The organism is Mesorhizobium sp. 1B3, assembly GCF_050958605.1.
Lineage (GTDB): Bacteria > Pseudomonadota > Alphaproteobacteria > Rhizobiales > Rhizobiaceae.
Window position 1 is genome coordinate 19644 of the sequence record NZ_JBJHDO010000018.1, and the last position, 20458, is coordinate 40101.

The following is a 20458-nucleotide window of genomic DNA, read 5'->3' on the forward strand; positions in this document are numbered from 1 at the left end:
TGCCGGGAAAGACATAAGGGAACGACCGGCTGCCTCGCGGAGGAAACAACCGGAGGAACTTCCATATGGCAGGGCTTCTCGCTCTTTCCAGAGCCATAGATCGCCTGAATGAATTCATCGGCAAATGGGTCGCTTGGCTGATCCTCCTGTCGATCTTGATCAGCGCCGGCAACGCGGTGATCCGCAAGGCCTTCAACGTGTCGTCCAATGCCTGGCTCGAACTGCAATGGTATCTGTTCGGTGCCGCCTTCCTGCTGGCCGCCGCCTATACGCTGAAGCAGAACGAGCATATCCGGATCGACATCGTCTACGGCCTGTTCTCGCGACGCATCCAGCATTGGATCGATCTTTTAGGGCACGTTTTCTTCCTCATGCCCTTCGTCCTGCTGATGATCTACTACTTCGTCCCCTATGTGATGCTGTCCTTCCGCTCGGGCGAAATGTCTTCGAGCGCCGGCGGGCTGATCATATGGCCGGCCAAGGCGCTGCTTCTCATCGGTTTCACGCAGCTCGGCATCCAGGGGATCTCCGAGATCATCAAGAAGATCGCGATCATGCGCGGGCTGATCGAGGACCCGAACCCCTTCATAACGGCCCATGAGCAGGCCGAAGCCGACGGGAAGGCGCTGGTCGAGGAGCTGCGCTCATGATCGAGTTCATCGCCCAGAACATGGCGCCGATCATGTTCTTCTCGCTGATCGTTTTCCTTCTGATCGGCTATCCCGTCGCCTTCTCGCTGGCCGCCAACGGCCTGCTCTTCTTCTTCATCGGCGTCGAACTCGCGCCATTTTCCAACGGCACGATCAACCTCTCCTGGCCGCTGCTCTATGCCCTGCCGGAAAGGTTTTGGGGCACCCTGGCGAACGAGACGTTGCTGGCGATCCCGTTCTTCACCTTCATGGGCATCGTGCTCGAACGCTCCGGCATGGCGGAGGACCTGCTCGACACGATCGGCCAGCTCTTCGGCCCGATCCGTGGCGGCCTCGCCTATGCCGTCATCCTGGTCGGCGCATTGCTTGCCGCTACCACCGGCGTGGTTGCCGCCTCGGTCATCGCCATGGGCCTGATCTCGCTGCCGATCATGCTGCGCTACGGATACGACAGGCGCCTCGCATCGGGCGTCATCGCGGCTTCCGGAACGCTAGCGCAGATCATTCCGCCGTCCCTCGTCCTGATCGTTCTGGCCGACCAGCTCGGCCGTTCCGTCGGCGACATGTATAAGGGCGCATTGATCCCCGGCCTCGTGCTGACCGGGCTCTACATGGCCTATGTCCTGACGATGTCGATCATCCGGCCGAAATCCATGCCGGCCCTGCCGCCCGAAGCGCGGACGCTCGGCTCGGGCGTGACGTCGCTCCTCGTGGCGCTCGCCAGCGCTGCCGTCGTCGCATATGCGGCCCATGTCTACCTGTCGCCAACGCACGGCGCCAACGCCGACATCCTCGGCGCCACGGTCGGGGTGATCGTGATCTACATCGTCGCGGTCCTCGACAAGAACATGAAAATCAACATGATGTCGCGGCTGGCGCAGCAGGTCATCATCGTGCTGATCCCGCCGCTCGCGCTCATCTTCCTCGTGCTCGGCACAATCTTCCTCGGCATCGCCACACCGACGGAAGGCGGCGCGATGGGCGCGGTCGGTGCCCTCATCATGGCGGCCGCCAAGGGGCGTCTGAGCATGGATGTGGTGCGCCAGGCGCTGACCTCCACGACGAGGCTGTCAGCCTTCGTGATGTTCATCCTGATCGGGGCCCGCGTCTTTTCGCTGACCTTCTACGGCGTCAACGGCCACCTCTGGGTCGAGCACCTCCTGGTATCGTTGCCGGGCGGCGAGGTCGGCTTCCTGATCGCGGTGAACGTGCTCGTCTTCTTCCTGGCCTTCTTCCTCGACTTCTTCGAGCTAGCCTTCATCATCGTGCCGTTGCTCGCACCGGCCGCGGACAAGCTGGGCATCGATCTGATCTGGTTCGGCGTGCTGCTCGGCATCAACATGCAGACGAGTTTCATGCATCCACCCTTCGGCTTCGCGCTGTTCTATCTGCGCTCGGTCGCGGCACGCGTGCCCTATCTCGACAAGATCACCGGCCAGAAGATCGCCCCGGTCAGCACCGGCCAGATCTATTGGGGGGCTGTGCCCTTCGTCTGCATCCAGATCGTCATGGTCGGCCTCACCATCTCTTTCCCGCAGATGGTGATGCACTACAAGGGACCGACGGTGAACCCGGCCGACATCAAGATCGAGCTGCCACCTCTGGGCGGATCGAACCAACCCGGCCTCCCCGGCCTCGGGCTGCCGCCGCTCGGAGCGCCTCCGACCGACGGCGGCAAGGCCCCCGCGACCCCGGCCCAGCCCCCGGCAAACGAACTGACGCAGCCGCCGAAGTTCAACTGAACAGCTCCCTGCACAAGACGGCATCGGACCTTTTCCCACAATCGGTCCGAAGCCTTCGTTCCGCATTGTGGCCAGGGTAAACGCCTGATGTGAAAAAGCCCCGGAGCGTCGCCGCTCCGGGGCTTTTTCGAATACCGGCGATGATCAGAGCTTGCCGTTACGCTGCTGGATCATCATGAAGGTGTCGTAATTGTATTCCGCGATCTGCGCATTGAGATAGTAGTCCTTGCGGAATGCAAGGATCGAATCCCAGATCTTCTTGAATTCGGGGATCGTCGAGGTCATCTCGGCATAAACTTCGTTCGACTTGTCGAAGCAGGCCGCCAGGATTTCCTGGCTGAACGGACGCAACTGCGCGCCATTGGCGACGAGGCTCTTGATCGCGGCCGGGTTCTTGTAGTCGTATTTCTGCAGCATGTCGGCGTCGGCGGCCTGCGAGGCCGTGCGCAGCAAGGACTTGTATGAAGCCGGCAGCTCTTCGTACTTGGCCTTGTTGAACATGAAGTGGACGGTCGGGCCGCCTTCCCACCAGCCGGGATAATAGTAGTACGGCGCGACCTTCTGGAAGCCGAGCTTTTCGTCGTCATAGGGGCCGACCCATTCGGCGGCGTCGATCGTGCCCTTTTCCAGCGCCGGATAGATGTCGCCACCGGCGATCTGCTGCGGCACGACGCCGAGACGCTCGACGACCTTGCCGGCGAAGCCGCCGATGCGCATCTTGAGGCCCTGCAGATCGGCGACAGTGTTGATCTCCTTGCGGAACCAGCCACCCATCTGCACGCCGGTATTGCCGCCGGGGAAGCCGACGAGGCCCTGAGTGCCGAGGAACTCATTGTACAGATCGATGCCGCCGCCATGATAGTGCCAGGCGTTCATTCCGCGCGCGTTGAGGGCGAACGGCACGGCCGCGCCGAGCGCCCAGGTCGGGTTCTTGCCCCAATAGTAGTAGCCGACGGTATGGCATGCCTCCACCGTGCCGGCCGTGGTGGCGTCGGCAGCCTGAAGGCCGGGAACGATCTCGCCCGCCGCGAAGGGCTGGATGGTGAAATTGCCGTCGGTCGCCTCGGACAGCATCTTGGCCAGCACATCGGCGCCGCCATAGATCGTGTCGAGCGACTTGGGGAAGGACGACGCCATACGCCACGTCACCTTCGGATTGGACTGGGCGATAGCCGGCGCTGCAAGCGTCGCCGCGGCAGCGGCCGCGCCTACGCCGGTAACGCCGGCCTTTCTGATGAATGAACGACGATCCATGAATTCTCCTCCAACGTTATCGTTCGTTTTGCGCCGTGCAGCGGACGGACGAAATTCCGTATCTTCGGCGGCCGCCGCACAATACATTCAAAGCTTGTTGTGTCCAGCATACCGCCGTCCAGAAAGCCAGTACCGTAGAAATACCGGCTGAGGAATTTCGCTTAGACTTTAGTTGCACGCATTTCCGTCTCGCCTCCCTCGCCCACGGGAGAGAGTTGGAAATGCAGCCGATCCGCATTAGATTCGAGGCTCACCATCATGCCCGCAGGGCGGGCTCACCGTGAGAGAACAGAATGCTGCAGCCGCTTGTGGCCGTGTCGACAGATGTCCGTCAGTTCGAGAACTACACCTGGCACGCCGCGCCGCAGCAATATCTGGAGGCAGCGATCACCGGGGCTGGCGTGCTGCCCGTGCTCGTGCCTTCCTTCGGCGCCCGTCTCGATCTCGACCAGTTGGTGGCCTCTGTCGACGGCGTCATGATCACGGGATCGAAGTCCAACGTCCATCCCTCGCTTTATGGCGGCGACCCCAGCGAAGCGAACGGTCCCTATGATGCCTCGCGCGACGCGACGACCCTGCCGCTGATTCGCAAGGCGATCGACCATGGCGTACCGCTGCTTGCCATCTGCCGAGGCATCCAGGAACTCAACGTTGCACTGGGCGGAACGCTCGCGGCGGAAATCCAGGAGCGCGAGGGCTCGCTCGATCACCGCGCTCCGGCAAGCGACAGCCAGGACGAACGCTTCGCCCTTCGCCAGGCCGTGCGGATCAAGCCGGACAGTTGCTTGGCCGGCGTGTTCGGAGCCGGCGAGATCAAGGTCAATTCAGTCCATCGGCAGGCGGTCGACCGGCTCGGTGACCGCCTGGAAATCGAAGCCGTCGCCGAGGACGGGACCGTGGAAGCGGTCTCGGTGAAAGGCGCCCGCGCCTTCGCCGTGGGCGTGCAATGGCATCCGGAATATTGGGTCAAGTCGGACGACGCTTCAGCCCGCGTCTTCAAGGCCTTCGGCGACGCCGTCCGCGAGCATGCCGCCGCTCGCGCGGCTGCGCGGCAGGCCGCGGAGTAGCATCAACGGTCGATCTGATTGACCGTTGGAGCGAGCGACTGCGCGCCGCGTCATCGAGCGCCGCGCGTCCTTCGGATGCGCAAAGGACGCTCGATCTTTTAAGCTGGCATCGTGCTTTCCGAACCGAAGGTTCGGGCCGATGCCGTTGGCGCGAAAGCCAAGGCCCGGATGGGCCGCGCCGGCGACTGAGGCTCCCTGGATGTGTCAACATGCAGGGCCACTGGTATAACTCCTTAGCCACCGGCCTCCACCAGCGACATCGGCCGCAGGCGCGGCTCGAAGGATTCGTAGCCCGCGCCGTCGGCAATCGCGAACTCGGCGAGCACGGCGCCTCGACTGTCGCTGAGAACAACCGCTCCGTCCGGTGTTTCCTGCCACGAACGAACAGTCGACATTCCGGCCATGACGTCGTCACAGGCCGCCTCTGCCGTAAGCCTCGCCGCAGTGTCGGAAACGTCGAACTTCGTCACGAGGCAGGACCGGTCACCGGCCGAGAGGCGGAAGCGTTCGGCGGCCGGCGGCATGCCGTCATTCCGAATGGCCGCTGCGTTCGCGAGGGTAGCTTCGCTGCCATCCAGCCGGAAGCCTACAAGTGTCGTTGTCACCAGTGCCGCAGCCAGCGCACCATGCCATAAGAAACCCATCGGAACGTCCCCTCATAGAATCCTCAGACATCGGATTCCCCCAGGTCCGGTGCCGGCGAGCGTCGAGCATGCGCCCATTCCCCTTAAACAGGGATTAACCTTATCGACAGGTTTACGGCTTTTTCAGGCCGGCCGTTTCGGGGACCGGCGTCAGCGGCCGGCCTTGGGAAAACCATGCCGCCAGATTATCGACCACGAGATCGGCCATCGCCTGCCGCGTGTGGACCGAAGCCGACCCGACATGCGGCAGGAGGCTGGCATTGGGAAGCTCGATGAGCCCCTGCGGCACGCGCGGTTCGTCGGCAAAGACGTCGAGGCCGGCCGCGCGGATGGTCCCGTCGGAGAGCGCCGCGATCAGCGCCTCTTCATCGACCGTGCTGCCGCGGCCGATATTGACGAAGACGCCGTCCGGACCAAGCGCGCGAAGCACTTCGGCGTTGACCGCCTTGGCGGTCGAGGCACCGCCCGGCGCGATGGAGATCAGAGTGTCGACCGCCTCCGCGAGCCCGACCAGCGTCGGGTGATAGGCATAGCCGACACCTTCGACCGGGCGGCGATTGTGATAAGCGATCGGAAGACCGAAACCCTCGAGCCGGCGTGCGATGGCGAGGCCGATACGTCCGAGACCGAAAATGCCGACGCGCCTGCCCCGCAGCGTGCCCTTGCTCAGCGGATAGGCTCCTTCCCGGACCCAGCGCCCTTCCCGCAGCCAATTCTCCGCCCGCGGCAGTTCGCGCACAGCATTGATCAGCAGCCCCACCGCGGTGTCGGCGACCTCCTCGGTCAGCACATCTGGTGTGTTGGTGACCATCACGCCCTTGGTCGCTGCATATTTGGCGTCGACATGGTCGTAACCGACGCCGAAGCTCGCGATGATCTCCAGCTTCGGCAAGGCGTCGATGAAGGCCGGATCGATCGTGGCCATGGCGGCCACGCCGCGGATTTCATCGGCCATCCCGGCCAACAACAGGGCGGGGTCGGCACGCTCGATGCGCAGCATGCGGAAGGTCTCCTCGACCCGCTTCACCGCATGGTCGTGCAGCCTGCCGGGAACGAGTACGACTATGTCTTTCAAAGCGCTCATCGGGGCACCATCCTGTTTTCTTTTAGTCAGCGCTCGACAGGCCGCGCCGTCGATTGGCGCACATGCAGTTCCGGCCTTATGAGTTCCTGCGAGGCACGCACCGCGGCGCCGTTGAGGCGATCGAGCAGCACGCGGGCGGCGCGGCGGCCAACCTCCCGCTGGCCGTTCCATACCGTCGTCAACGCCGGTGTCGCAATCTCGGCCTCTTCGAGGTCGTCATAGCCGGTGACCGAAATGTCGACGCCCGGCGTTAAACCGGCGCGCGCGATGCCGTTCATGAGCCCGATGGCAACGAGGTCGTTCCAGCAGACGGCGGCGGTCGGCTTGTCCTTCATAGCGAGGAACTGGCCGGCGGCCTCGAAGCCGGCCTGCTTGGTGCGCGGCCCCGGCAGGCGCCAATGCGGCTTCACCTCAAGTCCGGCCGTTTCCATGGCATTGAGATAACCCTGGAACCGGTCGCGGCCGGTCGAGGTCTGGTCGGTGCCGCCGATCATGGCAATGCGCCGATGCCCGAGCGAGATCAGGTGGTTGGTGGCCAGCGAAGTCCCGTAGGCGTCGTCGCCGCGGAAGGCGGGAACGCCGGCACCCTCCACCGTGCGTGCGATCAGCACGGCAGGCAGGCCGTTCTCCTCCGCCATGCGGATATCTTCCGGAGGCGTTCCGATAGCCGGCGACATGATCACGCCGTCCGCTCCGAGCTGCAGGAGCGTGTCGATGAAGGTTCGCTGCTTTTCCAGTTGGTCGTAATGATTGGACAGGATGAAGGTCTGCCGGCTGCGATCGAGCTCGCTCTCGATGGAGCGCAGGATCTCGGCGAAGAACGGGTTCATGATGTCGTGGACGACGACGCCGACGATCCCGGATCGGGAGGTCCTGAGGCTGGCCGCGCGGCGATTGTAGATGTAGCCGATGGCGCGAGCGTGTTCCTTGATGCGATCTCGCGTGGCGCCTGCCACCAGCGGGCTGTCGCGCAGGGCGAGCGACACCGTCGCGGTCGAGACGCCGAGCGCGTCGGCAATGGTGGAAAGCTTGATCTTTTGTGCCAGGGCGCCCTCGCCGACCTAACCGATTAAAGAGTTTAAAACCGGCTTATGCCATTGCAGCCAGAAGAATCAAAGCTTTTTGGCCAGCTCGTCGGCTTCCGCATTGGGGCCGGCAGAACTCCGCAGCCTGAGCACATGCTCCCGGTAGACGATATAGAGGCCACTCGCCACGATGATCCCGGCCCCGACCAATGTCCAGCGGTCCGGCAGCTGGTTGAAGATCAGATATCCGGCCGCGATCATCCACACCATTTGAAGATAGGGATAAGGCGCGAGGGCGGTCGCGGTCGCCTTCCGATAGGCGCGGACCAGTAGCCAGTGGCCGAGCCCGCCGTAGAAGCCCAGGGACAGGATCAGGAACCAGCTCAGCGCGTCGGTCGGCATCGTGCCCTTCAGTGGCACGACCGGAAAGAGCAGCACGACCGGCACGATGGCAGAATAGAAGATCAGGCTTTCCGCGCTTTCGCTCGCGGAGAGCGATCGCGTCATGATCGAGTAGAGCGAATTGCACAACATGGCGCACAGCGCGAAGACGTGCCCCGTGCCGAAGGCGCTCATGCCGGGCCTGGTAATGACCAGCACGCCGATGAAGCCTACGAGCACGGCGAGCCAGCGCCGCCAGCCGGCCCACTCGCCGAGCATCGGCCCGGCAAGAGCGGTAATCACCATCGGCCCGAAAAACATGATCGATACGGTTTCGGCAAGTTGCAGCGTCTGCAGCGCCAGGAAGTTCAATATCGTCGTGGCGAACAGGAAAACCGCGCGCAGCGACTGGCGCCACAGGCTGTGCACCCTTAGCCGCGCCGGCGCCTTCCACGCGCGGAAGAAGATGACCACCAATACGGCATGGACCGCAAAACGCGCCCAGGTGATAAATCCGGAATCGAAGCCGGACAGGACGAGATACTTGGCCGTGCTGTCGAGAAAGGTGAAAAGGACGCCCGAGCCGAATACGAGCAGGATCGCGGATCCCGGCGCAGCGCCGTCCGTCGTTGGTAATGGTTTGTTCACTTGTCCGCGCCGTGGGAAGAAAGCGATGAAACCCTCTTGTCGGCCAGCCTTGCCTGGACGGCAAGGGGAAAAGACCGGCGCGGCAAAAATAGCCAGGCGCGCAAGCGCGGCCTATTCGATTTCGTCCGTCTCGGGGTCGTGAATGTCCGCTCCATTGGCGGAGAGATTGGATTCTATCCTTGACAGCAGTTTTGCGAGTGTCTTCTGCTCCTTCTTGTCCAGCCCCTTCAGCGCCTGTTTTTCAGTCTTGCGCACCGATTTCTCGATGGCGCGAATGGTGCTCCGACCGGCTTCCGTCAGAAAGATATGGGCCTGGCGTGCATCGGTCTCGGACGCTCGCTTGTCGAGAAAGCCTTGGACCTGTAAGCGGTTGATCGTCTTGGTGATGGTTGGGGGCCTGACGCCCAGCCGCGCCGCGAGCTGGCCCGGCGTCTGGCCATCGGACTGATCGAGCGCCAGCATGATCTGGTCCTGGCCGGCATAGAAGCCATGATCGAGCAATCGCGCCGCAAGCGCCGTTCGCGCCAGTCGCGCCGCCGAATGGAGGCGGTTCATCGCGGCGCTCTTGTCAGCCTTGGCCATGGGCCCTCCTCGGAAAAACCCCGCTGCTGCGGAGAATAATGTTCGTTCAAATGATGGCAATGCTCCGGCGCAAGCCAATTGGTCGATCCTTTGCCGGCAATTTGCTTGTGCCGGCAAAAGCAATGCCAGACCAGCGTTTCAATTAGATGACAAACGAAAACGGCCGGCCTTCGGCCGTCGATCCGAACGATGAACGAATCTCTGCTATCTTGAGACTACGCGGAGCAACCGACGTCAGCGGGTCAGCATCAAATATAGATTGGGCAGGAGTTCGGGCAGCCGCTCAATCGACCGGATCCTGACGGCGTTTCGTTTCCCGAATATTCGGTCGAGATAATCACCGGTGCCCGTATCCAGTCCCACGCAGAATGTGTCGATGCCGATCCGACGCAGTTCATGAGTGGCCTTGCGGGCGTCTTCGACCAGATAGCGCTCATCGATGACATCCAGGTCGGACGGTTGGCCGTCCGTCACGACGAGGAGCAGTCGGCGATAGCTGCGTTGTTGCGCCAGCGCAGATCCGGCATGCCGCATCGCTGCGCCCAAACGTGTCGAAAGGCTGCTGCGCAAGCCGGCCAGATTTGCCTGTGCGCTTGCATCGTAGGGTTTCGAGAAGTCCTTTATGCGAAAATAGTGGACATCCTCACGGCCGTCGGATGCAAATGCCGCGATCGCGAAGGGATCGCCGAGTTCGGACATGGCATGTGCGAGCAATGCGGCTGCCTGGCGTTCGACGTCCAGAACCGAATAGGAGCCTCCACACACCCTGTCCGCGGTCGACTGGGAACTATCCAGGAGGAGCAAAACCGACAGGTCGCGGCTTCGCCTTTCGTAACGGCCATGGACACGCGAGCCGGGTGCCTCTCCGACACGAAGCGAGATCGTGGCGTCGATACAGGCATCGAGGTCGAGGAACTCGCCTTCCGCCTGCCGGCGCAGCCGCTCCGCGCGGCTCACGCGCGCCGACCGTATCAGTTCCGTGAAGCGGTGGGCCAGGTCTGGCCGCTGGTCGAGGAGACGCAAAAGGAAGTCGGGCGAGCGTGGGGTCGGCGTGTATTCCTTGACGGTCGTCCACTCCGGTCGCGCGCAAGCCGCCACGTAATCGAACTCGGCATATTGAGCGACAGTCAGACCGCCGGATTGTCGATGCGTGATTTCCAGGCGTCCCAGCGCTTGCTCCGGCTGGGCATCGGCATCGTTTTGGCCGGTTGGCGAAGGATCCTCGTCGCTTTGTCGGATCTTCGCTGCCTCCAGCATCTGCTCGGCATTGAGAAACTGGTGCTCTTCGTCTTCGAAATTCCAGAGGAAGAGGTTGTCATCGCGATATGCCGGCTGGACCAGGTAGTTGCGGGAATCGAACCGCACCCGCATTTGCCCGAGATCATTGCCGAGGAGATCTCCGATCCGCCGGCTGAGTTGTTGGTCATCCCATCTGCTTTCGTTGGAGAAGAACGCATCCCGCCCCTTTGCGACCCAGCCATCATCGTCTCGGTAGGAAGGATCGGCCAGCGCTCTCGCCAGGCGGGCAAGCATCGAATCGGCGGTAACGGGCCCGGACGGCGAGGCTGAATGGAACGGGAGGAAGAGGCTCCGGAGTCCGGGAAGTTCACGCATGGCAAGCTGTTCGACCCGGGCATCCTCGATGAGCGAGACGAGCGCCACCTGCAGCGGCTTGAGGCCGCCGGGAGGAAACTTCGTGCGCGTGAAACGACAATGCGCTCCGACATGGGCGACTGTGGCACGGTACAGCTTTTCAGCATCGCTTGCGGTGAATCCTCGAAAGATCGAAGGGAGGCGCATGACGGCTCCGTCGAAACCCGGCCTTCGCCGCAACTGCTCCGGGGCGTCCGCGGGGACTTCGCGAAGAGGCATTCGCAACCCCCATATGGCGGTAAGATAGGGTCTGAGACGACTCTCGATGTCGCTGAAACTCAGGCCCGCAGCCTCCCTTTGAAGCCATCGGCGCGCTTCCGGTTGCTCAAGTGTGAAGAATTTGCGCCGGCGAACCGGATCTCCACCCGCGAACAGAAGGCCGGTACGCAGCCACGTTTCAAAGCCTGGAGGGTCCAGTTCGGAAAGCAGCAGGTCAGTACGCTCCAGAAGCGCCGACATGGATTCGGGAGCCTCGATTGCCATCGTCTCCATCAGGCGAAGCCAACGCCCGAATTCGTTAGGCCATCGTCGAGCGGTGCTGGCCGCGCCTTCGGCGAACAACGAAGCGGCCCGGACGCCGGCGCGGATTGCCGTTCCAGACACGGCGGGGGCCAGATCGATGGCGGCTTGTGGCCCCGCAGATGTCGCCACTTCCCGAGAGAAGCGCACGTAGTCGTCGCTGACTGTTCCTCCGTAGCCCGCGCCAGATATGCGGTCGCGAGCCCGTTGCCAGGCCTGACCGAAGTCGCCTGGAAACAGGGACAGGACACGATCTTCTTCTGGGTTCGGCTGCGACGGCATTCCGGGATTGGTCCGATAGGGGGTCGAAGCTCACTCAGATCGAAGCAGCGATTGCTGCCTTGAGGGCGTCGCGAAGATCAAGATCGTCGGTGATCGGGACCACGAGCGCCACCTCGCACGCCTCCGTGATCTTGATCCCGTTGCGGACCAGAAGCCCTGCATTGATGAGCATGCGGGTCGACGCCCCTTCCTCCAGGCCGTGGCCCTTCAGGTTCCTCGATCGTTGCGCGATGCGGACAAGTGTCTGGGCTGTTCCCGGCTCGATCCCTGCCTCTGCGGCGACGATTTCGGCTTCGACCTCCGGATCCGGGTAGGAGAAGGTTATGGCGCCGAAGCGCTGCTTGGTCGATTCCTTCAGATCCTTGAGAACGCTCTGGTAGCCCGGATTGTAAGAGATCACGAGCTGGAAATCCGGGTGTGCCGGAATAATCTCGTTCTTCTTCTCAAGTGGAAGGATGCGGCGGTCGTCCGTCAGAGAATGGATGACGACGGTCGTGTCCTGACGCGCCTCGACTATCTCGTCGAGATAGCAGATGGCGCCGGAGCGAACCGCAAGGGTCAAAGGACCATCATGCCAAACCGTACCGTCGGGGTCGAGCAGGTATCGGCCGACGAGGTCCGACGCGGTCATGTCCTCATGGCATGACACCGTGATCAGTGGAGATCCGAGCCGCCAGGCCATGTATTCGACAAAGCGGGTCTTCCCGCAGCCGGTGGGACCCTTCAGCATGAGAGGCATGCGAGATCGATAAGCCGCCTCGAAGAGGGCGATCTCGTTGTCAACGGGACGATAATAGCGTTCGTCCGATATCAGGAACTCCGCCAGAGCATGATCACGGGACGCGCTCGTTCTCGCCTCGATCCTGGCATTCGGCATTCTCGTCTCCTGAAATTTTCATGACGCGAGGAGACGCCGCGGCATGTGTCGCGGCGTCTCCGGATCCCACCTATCGATGCGCCGCGACCTTGTTCGGGATGCCCTCGATCGGACTTTCGGGAGTGCCGACGGTCGGGCGCGTCATCGCCTCGACCTTCTCTCGTGTGCCCTCGGGATCGGTGATCCACTGCTTGTAGAAATTATAGGGGCAGACGGCGTGGCCGCGGGTGTCGTCGCCGGAGTTGATGAGGCCCGTGTAGCCTCGGTGGAGCAGCTTGAAGAGGTGGTTCTGCGACTGCATGTTCCTGCGGGCGTCGCGAAGCAGCGAGGTCGAAAGCTGGGCGTACTGGATCCCGTTCTCTTCGGTGCCGCATTCCCCAAGCGTGCGGCCATCGAAACCGATGATCGAGGAATGGCCGAAATAGGAATAGACGCCATCGAAGCCCGAGGCATTCGCGACCGCCACATAGACATTGTTCGCCCAGGCCATCGATTTGGAGATGAGGATCTGCTGCTCCTTGGCCGGATACATGTAGCCCTGGCAACGCACGATGAGTTCGGCTCCGCGCATCGCACAGTCGCGCCAGATCTCGGGATAGTTGCCATCGTCGCAGATGATGAGGCTAATCTTCAGACCCTTGGGGCCCTCCGACACATAGGTGCAGTCTCCGGGATACCAGCCCTCGATCGGAACCCAAGGCATGATCTTGCGATATTTCTGAACGATATCCCCCTTGTCGTTCATCAGGATGAGCGTGTTATACGGGGCCTTGTTCGGGTGGTCCTCGTGGCGTTCGCCGGTAAGGGAGAAAACGCCCCAGACACGCGCTTTCCTGCAGGCTTCGGCGAATATCTGGGTCTCTTCGCCGGGCACGCTGGAGGCGGTCTCGTACATCTCCTTCTGATCATACATGATGCCGTGGGTCGAGTATTCGGGGAAGATCACCAGGTCCATGCCCGGGAGCCCCGCTTTCATCCCCCCGACCATGCTGGCGATGTTGCGGGCGTTGGCGAGCACCTCCTGGCGCGTGTGGAGCCGTGGCATCTTGTAGTTGACGACGGCAACGCCGACGGTATCGTTGCTGCTCGAAATGTCGCCGTGATACATCTTCTCTCTCCTCTTGCGTTTTGCCGCTCGTCTAGACGACGAGATGCCGGTGAATGAGCATGTCGCTCAACTGCGCGATAGGACCGCCTTCCACGACGGTGCCGCGGTTCAGGATTGCAAAGTGGCGGGAAGCACGCCGTGCAAATGCGATGTTCTGCTCGACGAGCACGATGGTGAGCCCCTGCTTGCGGTTGAGATCGATCAGAACGTTCTCGATCTGCTCCACGATGTTGGGCTGAATCCCCTCGGTCGGTTCATCGAGCAGCATCACCTTGGGCTCGGATAACAGCGCCCGGGCGATCGCCAGCTGTTGCTGTTGACCGCCGGACAGATTGCCGCCGCGTCGATTGAGGAACTCCTTCAGGATGGGAAACAGGTCGAGCACCCATTCGCCGATCTGGCCACCGCCGTTTCGCGCGGCGAAAGTGCCGATCAGCAGGTTCTCACGAACTGTGAAGGCAGGAAGAATCCCCCGACCTTGGGGTACGTACCCGATGCCGGCTTTCGAGCGTTCATGCGTCGGTTTCGCGATCAGCTCTTCGTCGTCCAGGCGGATCGAGCCCGTGGTTCGGGTCATGAGGCCGAGAATGGTGCGCAAGAGCGTCGTCTTTCCAACCCCGTTGCGTCCGAGGACGGAAAGAAAATCCCCTCTCTCAACCTTCATTGAAACGGATTGGAGAGCACGGCTGCGTCCGTAGAAACCATCGACGTCCACAAGCTCAAGCATGGCCGATTCCCCCTGAGCCGAGATAGGCATCGCGAACGAGCTGGTTGCGTTCGATGTCGTCGATGCCACCTTCGGCGAGAAGCTTCCCCTGGTGCATCACCGAGATCGTTTCGGCGATGTCGCGGACGAACCCCATGTCGTGTTCGACCACGATGAGGGTGTGGCGACCGCGCAGCCGGTCGAAAAGCTCGGCCGTCTTCCTGGTCTCCTGGGCCGTCATTCCGGCCGTCGGCTCGTCCATCAGGATAAGCGACGGGTTTTGTGCAAGGATCAGCGCGATCTCGAGCCATTGCGTCTGGCCATGCGAAAGGTGGGCCGCCTGGATGTCGAGCTCATCCTGCAAACCCACCAGCTCCGCGATCTTCTCGATCTGCGTGAGATCCCGTTTGAAGGTGAAAAGATTGGCCAACACGCCGGCCTGTCGGGAGTGGCCGATATGCAGGTTCTCGCGCACGCTGAGTTCGCGGAACACGCTAGGGACCTGAAACTTGCGGCCGACTCCCGCGCGTGCGATGCGGTGCTCGCTCAGATGGTGAATAGGCTGGCCATTGAAGCGGATTTCCCCATGACTCAGGCGCGTCTTTCCGCAAATCAGATCGAGAGCGGTCGTCTTGCCGGCGCCATTGGGGCCGATAAGACATCGCAGTTCTCCGGTACGCACCGTGAGGCTCAGCTCCGACACGGCAAGAAAGCCGCTGAACGAAACCGTTGCACGATCGATGACGAGTTGATCGGCCATATTCATCTTACGCCCTCGATCGAGCGAGGTGTGGTCATTGCGGCCGCAGGCCGCTCCGGCTTCGCGGGACGTTCGTTCGGCCGCCGCCCCAGGCGCGCCGCAATGCCCTCGAAGGCGCCTGCGAGACCTTTCGGCAGAAACAGGACCACGACCACGAAGAGCAGCCCCATTACAAGCGTCCAACTGTCGAGAAATGCTTCGGATTCGGACAGCGCGCCCTGCACGCCGGTGACCATCAAAGCTCCCAGCATCGAGCCCAGAAGGCTCTGCCGGCCACCAACCGCAACCCAGATCACTATGGAGAGGCTCAGTGGCACGCCGAGGAATGTCGGCGAAGCGAACTCCATGACGATCGTGTAGAGCATTCCGGCCAGGCCGGCGAACGCCGCCGACACGGAGAAGATGAAGATCTTATAGAGGGCGACGTCGTAACCGAAGAACCGGACACGGTCTTCCTGATCGCGAATGGCCTGGAGGATCTGCCCGGTCTTGCTCCTTGTGATCGCCAAGCCGGCAAAGAGGGTGATCGTCAGGCAAGCGGCGACCAGGTAGTAGGTGGATGCGCTGTAGGCGTCGAAGGCAATGCCGGCGACTTCGAACTGTGCCAGGTCGGTGATCCCGTTGAAGCCGCCCGTGTAGGCCTGCTGGTCGATGATGAGCAGTTGAACGACGACCATCGCGGCAAGGGTGATGATGGCCGAATAGACGCCGGTGACCCGACCACGAAACATGAACCAGCCAAGCAGGGCCGCAAAGGCAACGGGGACGAGAATTCCAGCAAGCACGCCGAAGGCAAGGGAATGAAACGGCGCCCAGAACCAGGGCAGCTCCGTAACGTTGTTCCAGACCATGAAATCCGGCAACCCGTCGCTCCCGGTGTGAACCGGCACGGTCTTGAGCTTCAGCGCCATTGCCATGCAGTAGGAGCCAAGCCCGAAGGTGGTAGCTTGTCCGAGATTGAGGATCCCGGCTTGTCCCCACGAGAGGCTGAGCGAAATCGCGAGCATTCCGAAGACCAGATAGCGCGCGTATTTGTTGAGAAGGAACGCATCGTCCAGCAGGACGGGTACGAGGAAGATCGCTGCGCAGGCGGCGGCGCACAGCGCTATCTGGACCGCTGCTTTGCGGGATTGCGTGGAAGTTCCTTGCAACTGCATTGGATCGGACTGCTCAGGTTCTGATGCGGGAGACAAAGAGGCCCTGGGGCCGGAAGCGGATGAGGACGACGATGGCCAGGAGGACGAGCGCCTTGGCAATGGTGTCGTTCGAATAGAAGGCGAGGTAACCGGACAGCTCGCCCAGCAGGCCGGAGCTCATCAAGGTTCCCATCAGGCTTTGCGCTCCGCCGAGCACGACGACCATGAAGGCGTCGACGACGTAGGTCGTGCCCATTTCCGGCGAAACGCTCTTGAGCGGGGATACCAGTGCGCCGGCCAGGCCCGCCAACCCCGCCCCATAGGCGAAGGTGATGCGGTAGATTCGGGCTGAATTGATGCCGAAGGATGAAGCGACCGCACGGTTCTGTGTGATGGCGCGCAGCTTCAAGCCAAAGTTGGTGTAACGGTAGAGCACGGCGGTGAGGCCGAACAGGGCAAGCGCCACGAACAGGATGAACAATCGATAAGCCGACTCGGTCGCGCCTAGGAGATTGACGCTGTTGGCCAGTGAGGGCGGCATCTCGACATAGCGAAGTTCGCCGCCGGCAATGAGCCGGATCGCCTGCTGGGCTATCACACCGATGCCCCATGTCGCCAGGATCGTATCGAGTGGCCGATCATAGAGGTGTCGGATGACGAGGGCCTCGATCAACCAGCCGAACAGTGCCAGCAGAACGAAAATGGGAACGAGGCTTGCAAGCAGGCCGAGCCCGAACTGCGCCTGCAGCGCCCAGGCTGCATAGGCGCCGAGCATGACGAATTCGCCATGGGCGAGATTGATCACACCGGTTACGCCGTAGATGACGGCCAGTCCAAGCGCGACGAGCAGCAGGATAGAAGCGATGCTCAAGCCGGTCAGGAGCTGTGAAACGATGATGTCCATCGGCAACCTTCGCAGTTGTGGAAGGGAGGGCGGCCGCGCCGCCCCCTCTGTCGAGCTGGGTGTCGATCAGGCCTCTTTCAGGCCGGCTGCGGTGCAATGCTGGTTGGGGTATGCCTTGTAGGGCGCCGGCTCGAGCCAATCGGCGGATTGCTTCAGGATCTCGAACTGCCCGTCCGGCTGGCAACGCCCGATCTTGGGTCTTAGCCAGGTATGGAGGTTCTCCGGCTCCACCCGGATCTTGCCTTGCGGTGCGACGAATTCCTCGCCCTTCACGGCCTCGCGGATCGTACCGGGATCAATGTCGCTCGGGGCGAGTTTCGACACCGCCTGCTTGAAAAGATACACTTGGAAATATGACGGCTCGGAAACGAAGTGCGTGACCTTATCGGCGCCCCACCGCTTCCTGTAGGCCTCCACAAACTTGTGGTTTTCGGGCGAGTCCCACACCATGAAATAGGGAGCGGACGTGAAGTGGCCGGCGGCGGCTGCGCCGCCCATTGCAGCCACTTCGTTTTCGGAAGTGGTCAAGCTCGCCATGGGCATCGTTTCCGGATCTAGGCCGGCTGCATGATACTGCCGATGCAGTGCGACCACGGAGTCTCCGACAACGGTCGAGAAAATGACGTTCGGCTTCTCCCCCTTGAGCTTGTTGATGACCGATGAGAACTCGGAATGACCGAGCGGCACATATTCTTCGGCGATCACCTCCGCCCCGAGATCCGCGAGAAGCTTCTTGCAGTAGTTGTTCTCTTCCTTCGGATAGATGTAGTTCGAGCCGATCAGGTACCAGCGCTTTCCGAACTTCTCGACCAGCCACGGCACGAAGTCGTCCTGCTGCTGGTTGGGAACGGCACCCGTGTAGATGACGTTCTTCGAGCATTCGCGCCCCTCGTAGAGTGTCGGATACCAATACAGGTTGTCCTGCTTCTCGAAGACCGGCAGCACCGCCTTGCGACTGGCCGACGTATAGGAGCCGAAAACCGAAACACATTTGTCGCTGAGCACCAATTTGCGCGCCTTCTCCGCGAAAGTGGCAGGATCCGACGCCGGGTCCTCGACGATAGGCACGATGCGCATGCCGTTGATCCCGCCGGCATCGTTGATCTCCTCGATCGCCATGATCGTCGCCTTGTTGAGCGACTCCTCGATGATCGCGGTGGTGCCGGTCAGCGAGAACAGCACTCCGACCTTGATCTCGCCATCGGCGGCTCGGGCAAGCGAACCGTCCTTGCTCCAGATATGCGGGAAGCCGACCAGGCTCGCAGCGCCGAGCGTTGCCGTGCCCTTTAGGAAATTACGACGACTGTTGATCACCTTCTTCTCCCCTGAAAACAAAAAAGGCCCTCGAAACACCGCCTCTGAGGCGGCCGTTTCGAGGGCCTTGTTGCCGTTTTTGGCGCGGCTGCAGCGCCGCGGGACCTTGCGGTCCAAAAAATGAAAAACCCCACGCTTCGCTTCCGCGAAAGATCGTGAGGTTCCGTTACCCTATTTGCCTGACGGCATCGTTGCCGTCATGTTCGAGGCTTATCCGAGAAGTTCGAACGAGTCAATTACGGCGTTGGCGACCGCCCCGATCGTCACGCGACGTTCCATCGCTTGCCGGCGCAGATAGTTGTAAGCTTCTTCTTCGCTCACATTCTTGAGACGGATCAGCAGGGATTTGGCCCGCTCGACGCTACGCATCGTCCGAAGGTTCTCGTCGAGCTTGTCGATACGGAGCCTCAAGCGTCGTTCGTAGAGAAAATGACTGCGCGCGACAGCCAGGATCACCTGCATCGACCGCCCCGTCACCGGATAGTGCAGCACTGCGTGGGGCGCGCAATTGTTCAACGGTTTGAGATCGAGTTGCCCATAGCCCGGGTCGATCACGATCAGTGTCGACGCCGGATCGCCAGGTATCCACGGAAGGCGCTGCGGAAGATCGGGCGCGAAAACACAAAAGACGACATCGAATATCGACGGTATCTGCGGCGGCATGGGCCATTCATGGTGGACGGCACAATGCAGACGCTGGAGTTCGCGGATCAGCCTTTCTCCATCCGGATCGCGCTCCGCGATCACCGCAATCTTTAGGTCCCGAAATACTTTGGTTGCCGACTGCTGCGCGGGCTCATGGGGTCGTCCCTGGTTGCCGGGGCGTCTTTCGGGCTCATTAAGCCCGGGCATCCCAATTGTCTTGTGGGCCGATCCCCGAAGGCCGCGTGTCCCGTGACCATGCATCATGCTACTTCCAGGCTCCGCTGGCCTACGTGCCGCCCATAGCCAAGCAGATAGGGGTCGGCGCGAACACAGGATTGAGATTCAAAGACCAGATCGAACTGGCCTTGCCGATTGGCTCTCCCGACCCGGGTCCACAAATCGGCGTGCCCCCAAATGGGATTGATCGCGATTTCGCCCTGGGGAGCGTGGATTTCCGAGCCCATAACGGATGTCCTCTGCACCTCGGTGTCCATCGAGTTGGTCTGCTCCAGCGTTTTCGCAAACAGATTGACCTGAAAATACGATGCCTCCAGGCACATGTTGGTCGGCTCGTCGTCCCCGTAGCGTTTCTTGTAGCGTCGCACGAAGGCTGAGTTGCGTTCGTTGCCGATGCCTTGGAAGTACGGAGCGGCGGTGATGTGGCCTTCGCCGACGTCATAGCCCATGGCACGTATCTCAGCCTCGGTCGTGGTCAGGCTGGCAATCGGCATGACCTTTGGGTTGAGCCCCAGATCCGCGTAGCATTGGTAGAGGAAAACGGTTCCGTCACCGACGACGGTTGAAAAGATCACGTCGGGCTGGGCGCGTTTCACCTCGCGCAGGACGGGAAGGAATTCGTTTCGCGAGGCGCCAAGGCGGACATAGCATTCGCCGACCACGCTGCCGCCACTGCTCCGGATCAACTCGCGCATGATCCGGTTCGACTCGCGCGGGTAGACATAGTCGGAACCGACGAAGAAGACGCGAGGCCCATAGAGCTCCATCAGAATCCGGCAGAGTTCGACGCTGTTCTGGTTCGGCGTCGCACCGGTGTATATGACGTTGGAGGAAAATTCGAAGCCCTCGTAAAGGGTGGGATACCATAGCAGTCCGTTGAGCCGCTCCACCACCGGCAGAACCGCCTTGCGGCTCGACGACGTGTAGCAGCCGAAGATCGTGTTCACGCCGTCCTCGACCATGAGGCGCTTCGCGTATCGTCCGAATGCCCGGGAGTCGGAGCCGGGGTCGTAGACGATGGCCTCCAGCGGCCGGCCATTGACGCCTCCCGCATTGTTGATCTCATCGATCGCTGTGAGGGTGCCGCGCAGTTGCGTCTCCTCGATGACTGCCATGAAACCGGTTCGCGAAAACAGGACGCCGACGCGCCATGGTTCGGAGGTATTGGTCGTTTTCACCGATTAGGCTCCCTCTTATCCCGTAGGTCGTCTCGCACTTCCCCTGTTGTCTGCCGCACCGG

19 protein-coding genes are annotated in these 20458 nt (G+C 61.8%); 3 read left to right on the forward strand and 16 right to left on the reverse strand.

Translation table 11 applies throughout. The features are described from left to right. The first annotated feature begins 65 nt into the window (after positions 1 to 65). Together ACCO56_RS30555 and ACCO56_RS30560 are read left to right on the forward strand one after the other, a co-directional pair. The gene (locus ACCO56_RS30555; RefSeq protein ID WP_433644727.1) at positions 66 to 650 is read left to right on the forward strand and encodes a TRAP transporter small permease subunit; all 585 of its coding nucleotides are present in this window, start codon (positions 66 to 68) and stop codon (positions 648 to 650) included. Continuing rightward, positions 647 to 2392 (forward strand): TRAP transporter large permease, encoded by a 1746-nt coding sequence (locus ACCO56_RS30560; RefSeq protein ID WP_433644728.1) that lies wholly within the window; start codon positions 647 to 649, stop codon positions 2390 to 2392. The genes ACCO56_RS30555 and ACCO56_RS30560 overlap by 4 nt, the downstream gene beginning before the upstream one ends. A gap of 144 nt (positions 2393 to 2536) precedes the next feature. Here the strand turns inward: ACCO56_RS30560 and ACCO56_RS30565 are convergent, their stop codons facing one another. Next, a complete protein-coding gene (locus ACCO56_RS30565) occupies positions 2537 to 3646 on the reverse strand; it encodes a TRAP transporter substrate-binding protein (protein ID WP_433644729.1) in 1110 nt (369 codons plus the stop codon). Between the two features lie 293 nt (positions 3647 to 3939). Here ACCO56_RS30565 and ACCO56_RS30570 point away from each other — a divergent pair, with 293 nt between their 5' ends. Beyond that, on the forward strand, positions 3940 to 4713 hold the full coding sequence (locus ACCO56_RS30570; protein WP_433644730.1) for a gamma-glutamyl-gamma-aminobutyrate hydrolase family protein: 774 nt from the start codon (positions 3940 to 3942) through the stop codon (positions 4711 to 4713). Positions 4714 to 4946: 233 nt separating this feature from the next. Here ACCO56_RS30570 and ACCO56_RS30575 read toward each other — a convergent pair whose 3' ends face one another. The 15 genes from ACCO56_RS30575 to ACCO56_RS30645 form a co-directional block, all read right to left on the reverse strand. Beyond that, on the reverse strand, positions 4947 to 5357 hold the full coding sequence (locus tag ACCO56_RS30575; RefSeq protein ID WP_433644731.1) for a hypothetical protein: 411 nt from the start codon (positions 5355 to 5357) through the stop codon (positions 4947 to 4949). A gap of 112 nt (positions 5358 to 5469) precedes the next feature. Next, positions 5470 to 6441, reverse strand: coding sequence for a 2-hydroxyacid dehydrogenase (locus ACCO56_RS30580; protein ID WP_433644732.1), 972 nt, complete (start codon positions 6439 to 6441; stop codon positions 5470 to 5472). Between the two features lie 26 nt (positions 6442 to 6467). Beyond that, entirely contained in the window at positions 6468 to 7487 is a 1020-nt protein-coding gene (locus ACCO56_RS30585; RefSeq protein WP_433644798.1) for a LacI family DNA-binding transcriptional regulator, read from the reverse strand. A 66-nt stretch (positions 7488 to 7553) separates the two neighbouring features. Further along, entirely contained in the window at positions 7554 to 8495 is a 942-nt protein-coding gene (locus tag ACCO56_RS30590; RefSeq protein ID WP_433644733.1) for a DMT family transporter, read from the reverse strand. Positions 8496 to 8606: 111 nt separating this feature from the next. Further along, the gene (locus ACCO56_RS30595; protein WP_433644734.1) at positions 8607 to 9077 is read right to left on the reverse strand and encodes a MarR family winged helix-turn-helix transcriptional regulator; all 471 of its coding nucleotides are present in this window, start codon (positions 9075 to 9077) and stop codon (positions 8607 to 8609) included. Positions 9078 to 9311: 234 nt separating this feature from the next. After that, positions 9312 to 11531 (reverse strand): nitric oxide reductase activation protein NorD, encoded by a 2220-nt coding sequence (locus tag ACCO56_RS30600; protein ID WP_433644735.1) that lies wholly within the window; start codon positions 11529 to 11531, stop codon positions 9312 to 9314. A gap of 34 nt (positions 11532 to 11565) precedes the next feature. Beyond that, positions 11566 to 12408, reverse strand: a complete 843-nt coding sequence (locus ACCO56_RS30605; protein ID WP_433644736.1) for a CbbQ/NirQ/NorQ/GpvN family protein — start codon at positions 12406 to 12408, stop codon at positions 11566 to 11568. Between the two features lie 70 nt (positions 12409 to 12478). Continuing rightward, positions 12479 to 13516 (reverse strand): aliphatic amidase, encoded by a 1038-nt coding sequence (locus tag ACCO56_RS30610; RefSeq protein WP_433644737.1) that lies wholly within the window; start codon positions 13514 to 13516, stop codon positions 12479 to 12481. A gap of 31 nt (positions 13517 to 13547) precedes the next feature. Further along, complete coding sequence (urtE, locus tag ACCO56_RS30615; RefSeq protein ID WP_433644738.1) at positions 13548 to 14243, reverse strand: urea ABC transporter ATP-binding subunit UrtE; 696 nt, start codon at positions 14241 to 14243, stop codon at positions 13548 to 13550. After that, a complete protein-coding gene (gene urtD / locus ACCO56_RS30620) occupies positions 14236 to 14982 on the reverse strand; it encodes an urea ABC transporter ATP-binding protein UrtD (protein WP_433644799.1) in 747 nt (248 codons plus the stop codon). The genes urtE and urtD overlap by 8 nt, the downstream gene beginning before the upstream one ends. Before the next feature lie 2 nt (positions 14983 to 14984). Then, entirely contained in the window at positions 14985 to 16139 is a 1155-nt protein-coding gene (gene urtC, locus ACCO56_RS30625) for an urea ABC transporter permease subunit UrtC (RefSeq protein WP_433644739.1), read from the reverse strand. A gap of 13 nt (positions 16140 to 16152) precedes the next feature. Then, positions 16153 to 17022 (reverse strand): urea ABC transporter permease subunit UrtB, encoded by an 870-nt coding sequence (urtB, locus tag ACCO56_RS30630; RefSeq protein WP_433644740.1) that lies wholly within the window; start codon positions 17020 to 17022, stop codon positions 16153 to 16155. A gap of 66 nt (positions 17023 to 17088) precedes the next feature. Continuing rightward, entirely contained in the window at positions 17089 to 18336 is a 1248-nt protein-coding gene (locus ACCO56_RS30635; RefSeq protein WP_433644741.1) for a transporter substrate-binding protein, read from the reverse strand. Positions 18337 to 18546: 210 nt separating this feature from the next. Beyond that, positions 18547 to 19245: an ANTAR domain-containing response regulator gene (locus tag ACCO56_RS30640; protein WP_433644742.1), complete on the reverse strand. Its 699-nt coding sequence runs from the start codon at positions 19243 to 19245 to the stop codon at positions 18547 to 18549. Then, the gene (locus ACCO56_RS30645; protein ID WP_433644743.1) at positions 19242 to 20396 is read right to left on the reverse strand and encodes a transporter substrate-binding domain-containing protein; all 1155 of its coding nucleotides are present in this window, start codon (positions 20394 to 20396) and stop codon (positions 19242 to 19244) included. The genes ACCO56_RS30640 and ACCO56_RS30645 overlap by 4 nt, the downstream gene beginning before the upstream one ends. Between the last annotated feature and the right edge of the window lie 62 nt (positions 20397 to 20458).

Excerpts from the sequence above, each read along its gene's own strand:
- ACCO56_RS30555 (WP_433644727.1), top strand. The coding sequence starts at position 66 with ATGGCAGGGCTTCTCGCTCTTTCCAGAGCCATAGATCGCCTGAATGAA.
- ACCO56_RS30560 (WP_433644728.1), top strand. The coding sequence starts at position 647 with ATGATCGAGTTCATCGCCCAGAACATGGCGCCGATCATGTTCTTCTCG.
- ACCO56_RS30565 (WP_433644729.1), bottom strand. The coding sequence starts at position 3,646 with ATGGATCGTCGTTCATTCATCAGAAAGGCCGGCGTTACCGGCGTAGGC.
- ACCO56_RS30570 (WP_433644730.1), top strand. The coding sequence starts at position 3,940 with ATGCTGCAGCCGCTTGTGGCCGTGTCGACAGATGTCCGTCAGTTCGAG.
- ACCO56_RS30575 (WP_433644731.1), bottom strand. The coding sequence starts at position 5,357 with ATGGGTTTCTTATGGCATGGTGCGCTGGCTGCGGCACTGGTGACAACG.
- ACCO56_RS30580 (WP_433644732.1), bottom strand. The coding sequence starts at position 6,441 with ATGAGCGCTTTGAAAGACATAGTCGTACTCGTTCCCGGCAGGCTGCAC.
- ACCO56_RS30595 (WP_433644734.1), bottom strand. The coding sequence starts at position 9,077 with ATGGCCAAGGCTGACAAGAGCGCCGCGATGAACCGCCTCCATTCGGCG.
- ACCO56_RS30600 (WP_433644735.1), bottom strand. The coding sequence starts at position 11,531 with ATGCCGTCGCAGCCGAACCCAGAAGAAGATCGTGTCCTGTCCCTGTTT.
- ACCO56_RS30605 (WP_433644736.1), bottom strand. The coding sequence starts at position 12,408 with ATGCCGAATGCCAGGATCGAGGCGAGAACGAGCGCGTCCCGTGATCAT.
- ACCO56_RS30610 (WP_433644737.1), bottom strand. The coding sequence starts at position 13,516 with ATGTATCACGGCGACATTTCGAGCAGCAACGATACCGTCGGCGTTGCC.
- urtE (WP_433644738.1), bottom strand. The coding sequence starts at position 14,243 with ATGCTTGAGCTTGTGGACGTCGATGGTTTCTACGGACGCAGCCGTGCT.
- urtD (WP_433644799.1), bottom strand. The coding sequence starts at position 14,982 with ATGGCCGATCAACTCGTCATCGATCGTGCAACGGTTTCGTTCAGCGGC.
- urtC (WP_433644739.1), bottom strand. The coding sequence starts at position 16,139 with ATGCAGTTGCAAGGAACTTCCACGCAATCCCGCAAAGCAGCGGTCCAG.
- urtB (WP_433644740.1), bottom strand. The coding sequence starts at position 17,022 with ATGGACATCATCGTTTCACAGCTCCTGACCGGCTTGAGCATCGCTTCT.
- ACCO56_RS30640 (WP_433644742.1), bottom strand. The coding sequence starts at position 19,245 with ATGATGCATGGTCACGGGACACGCGGCCTTCGGGGATCGGCCCACAAG.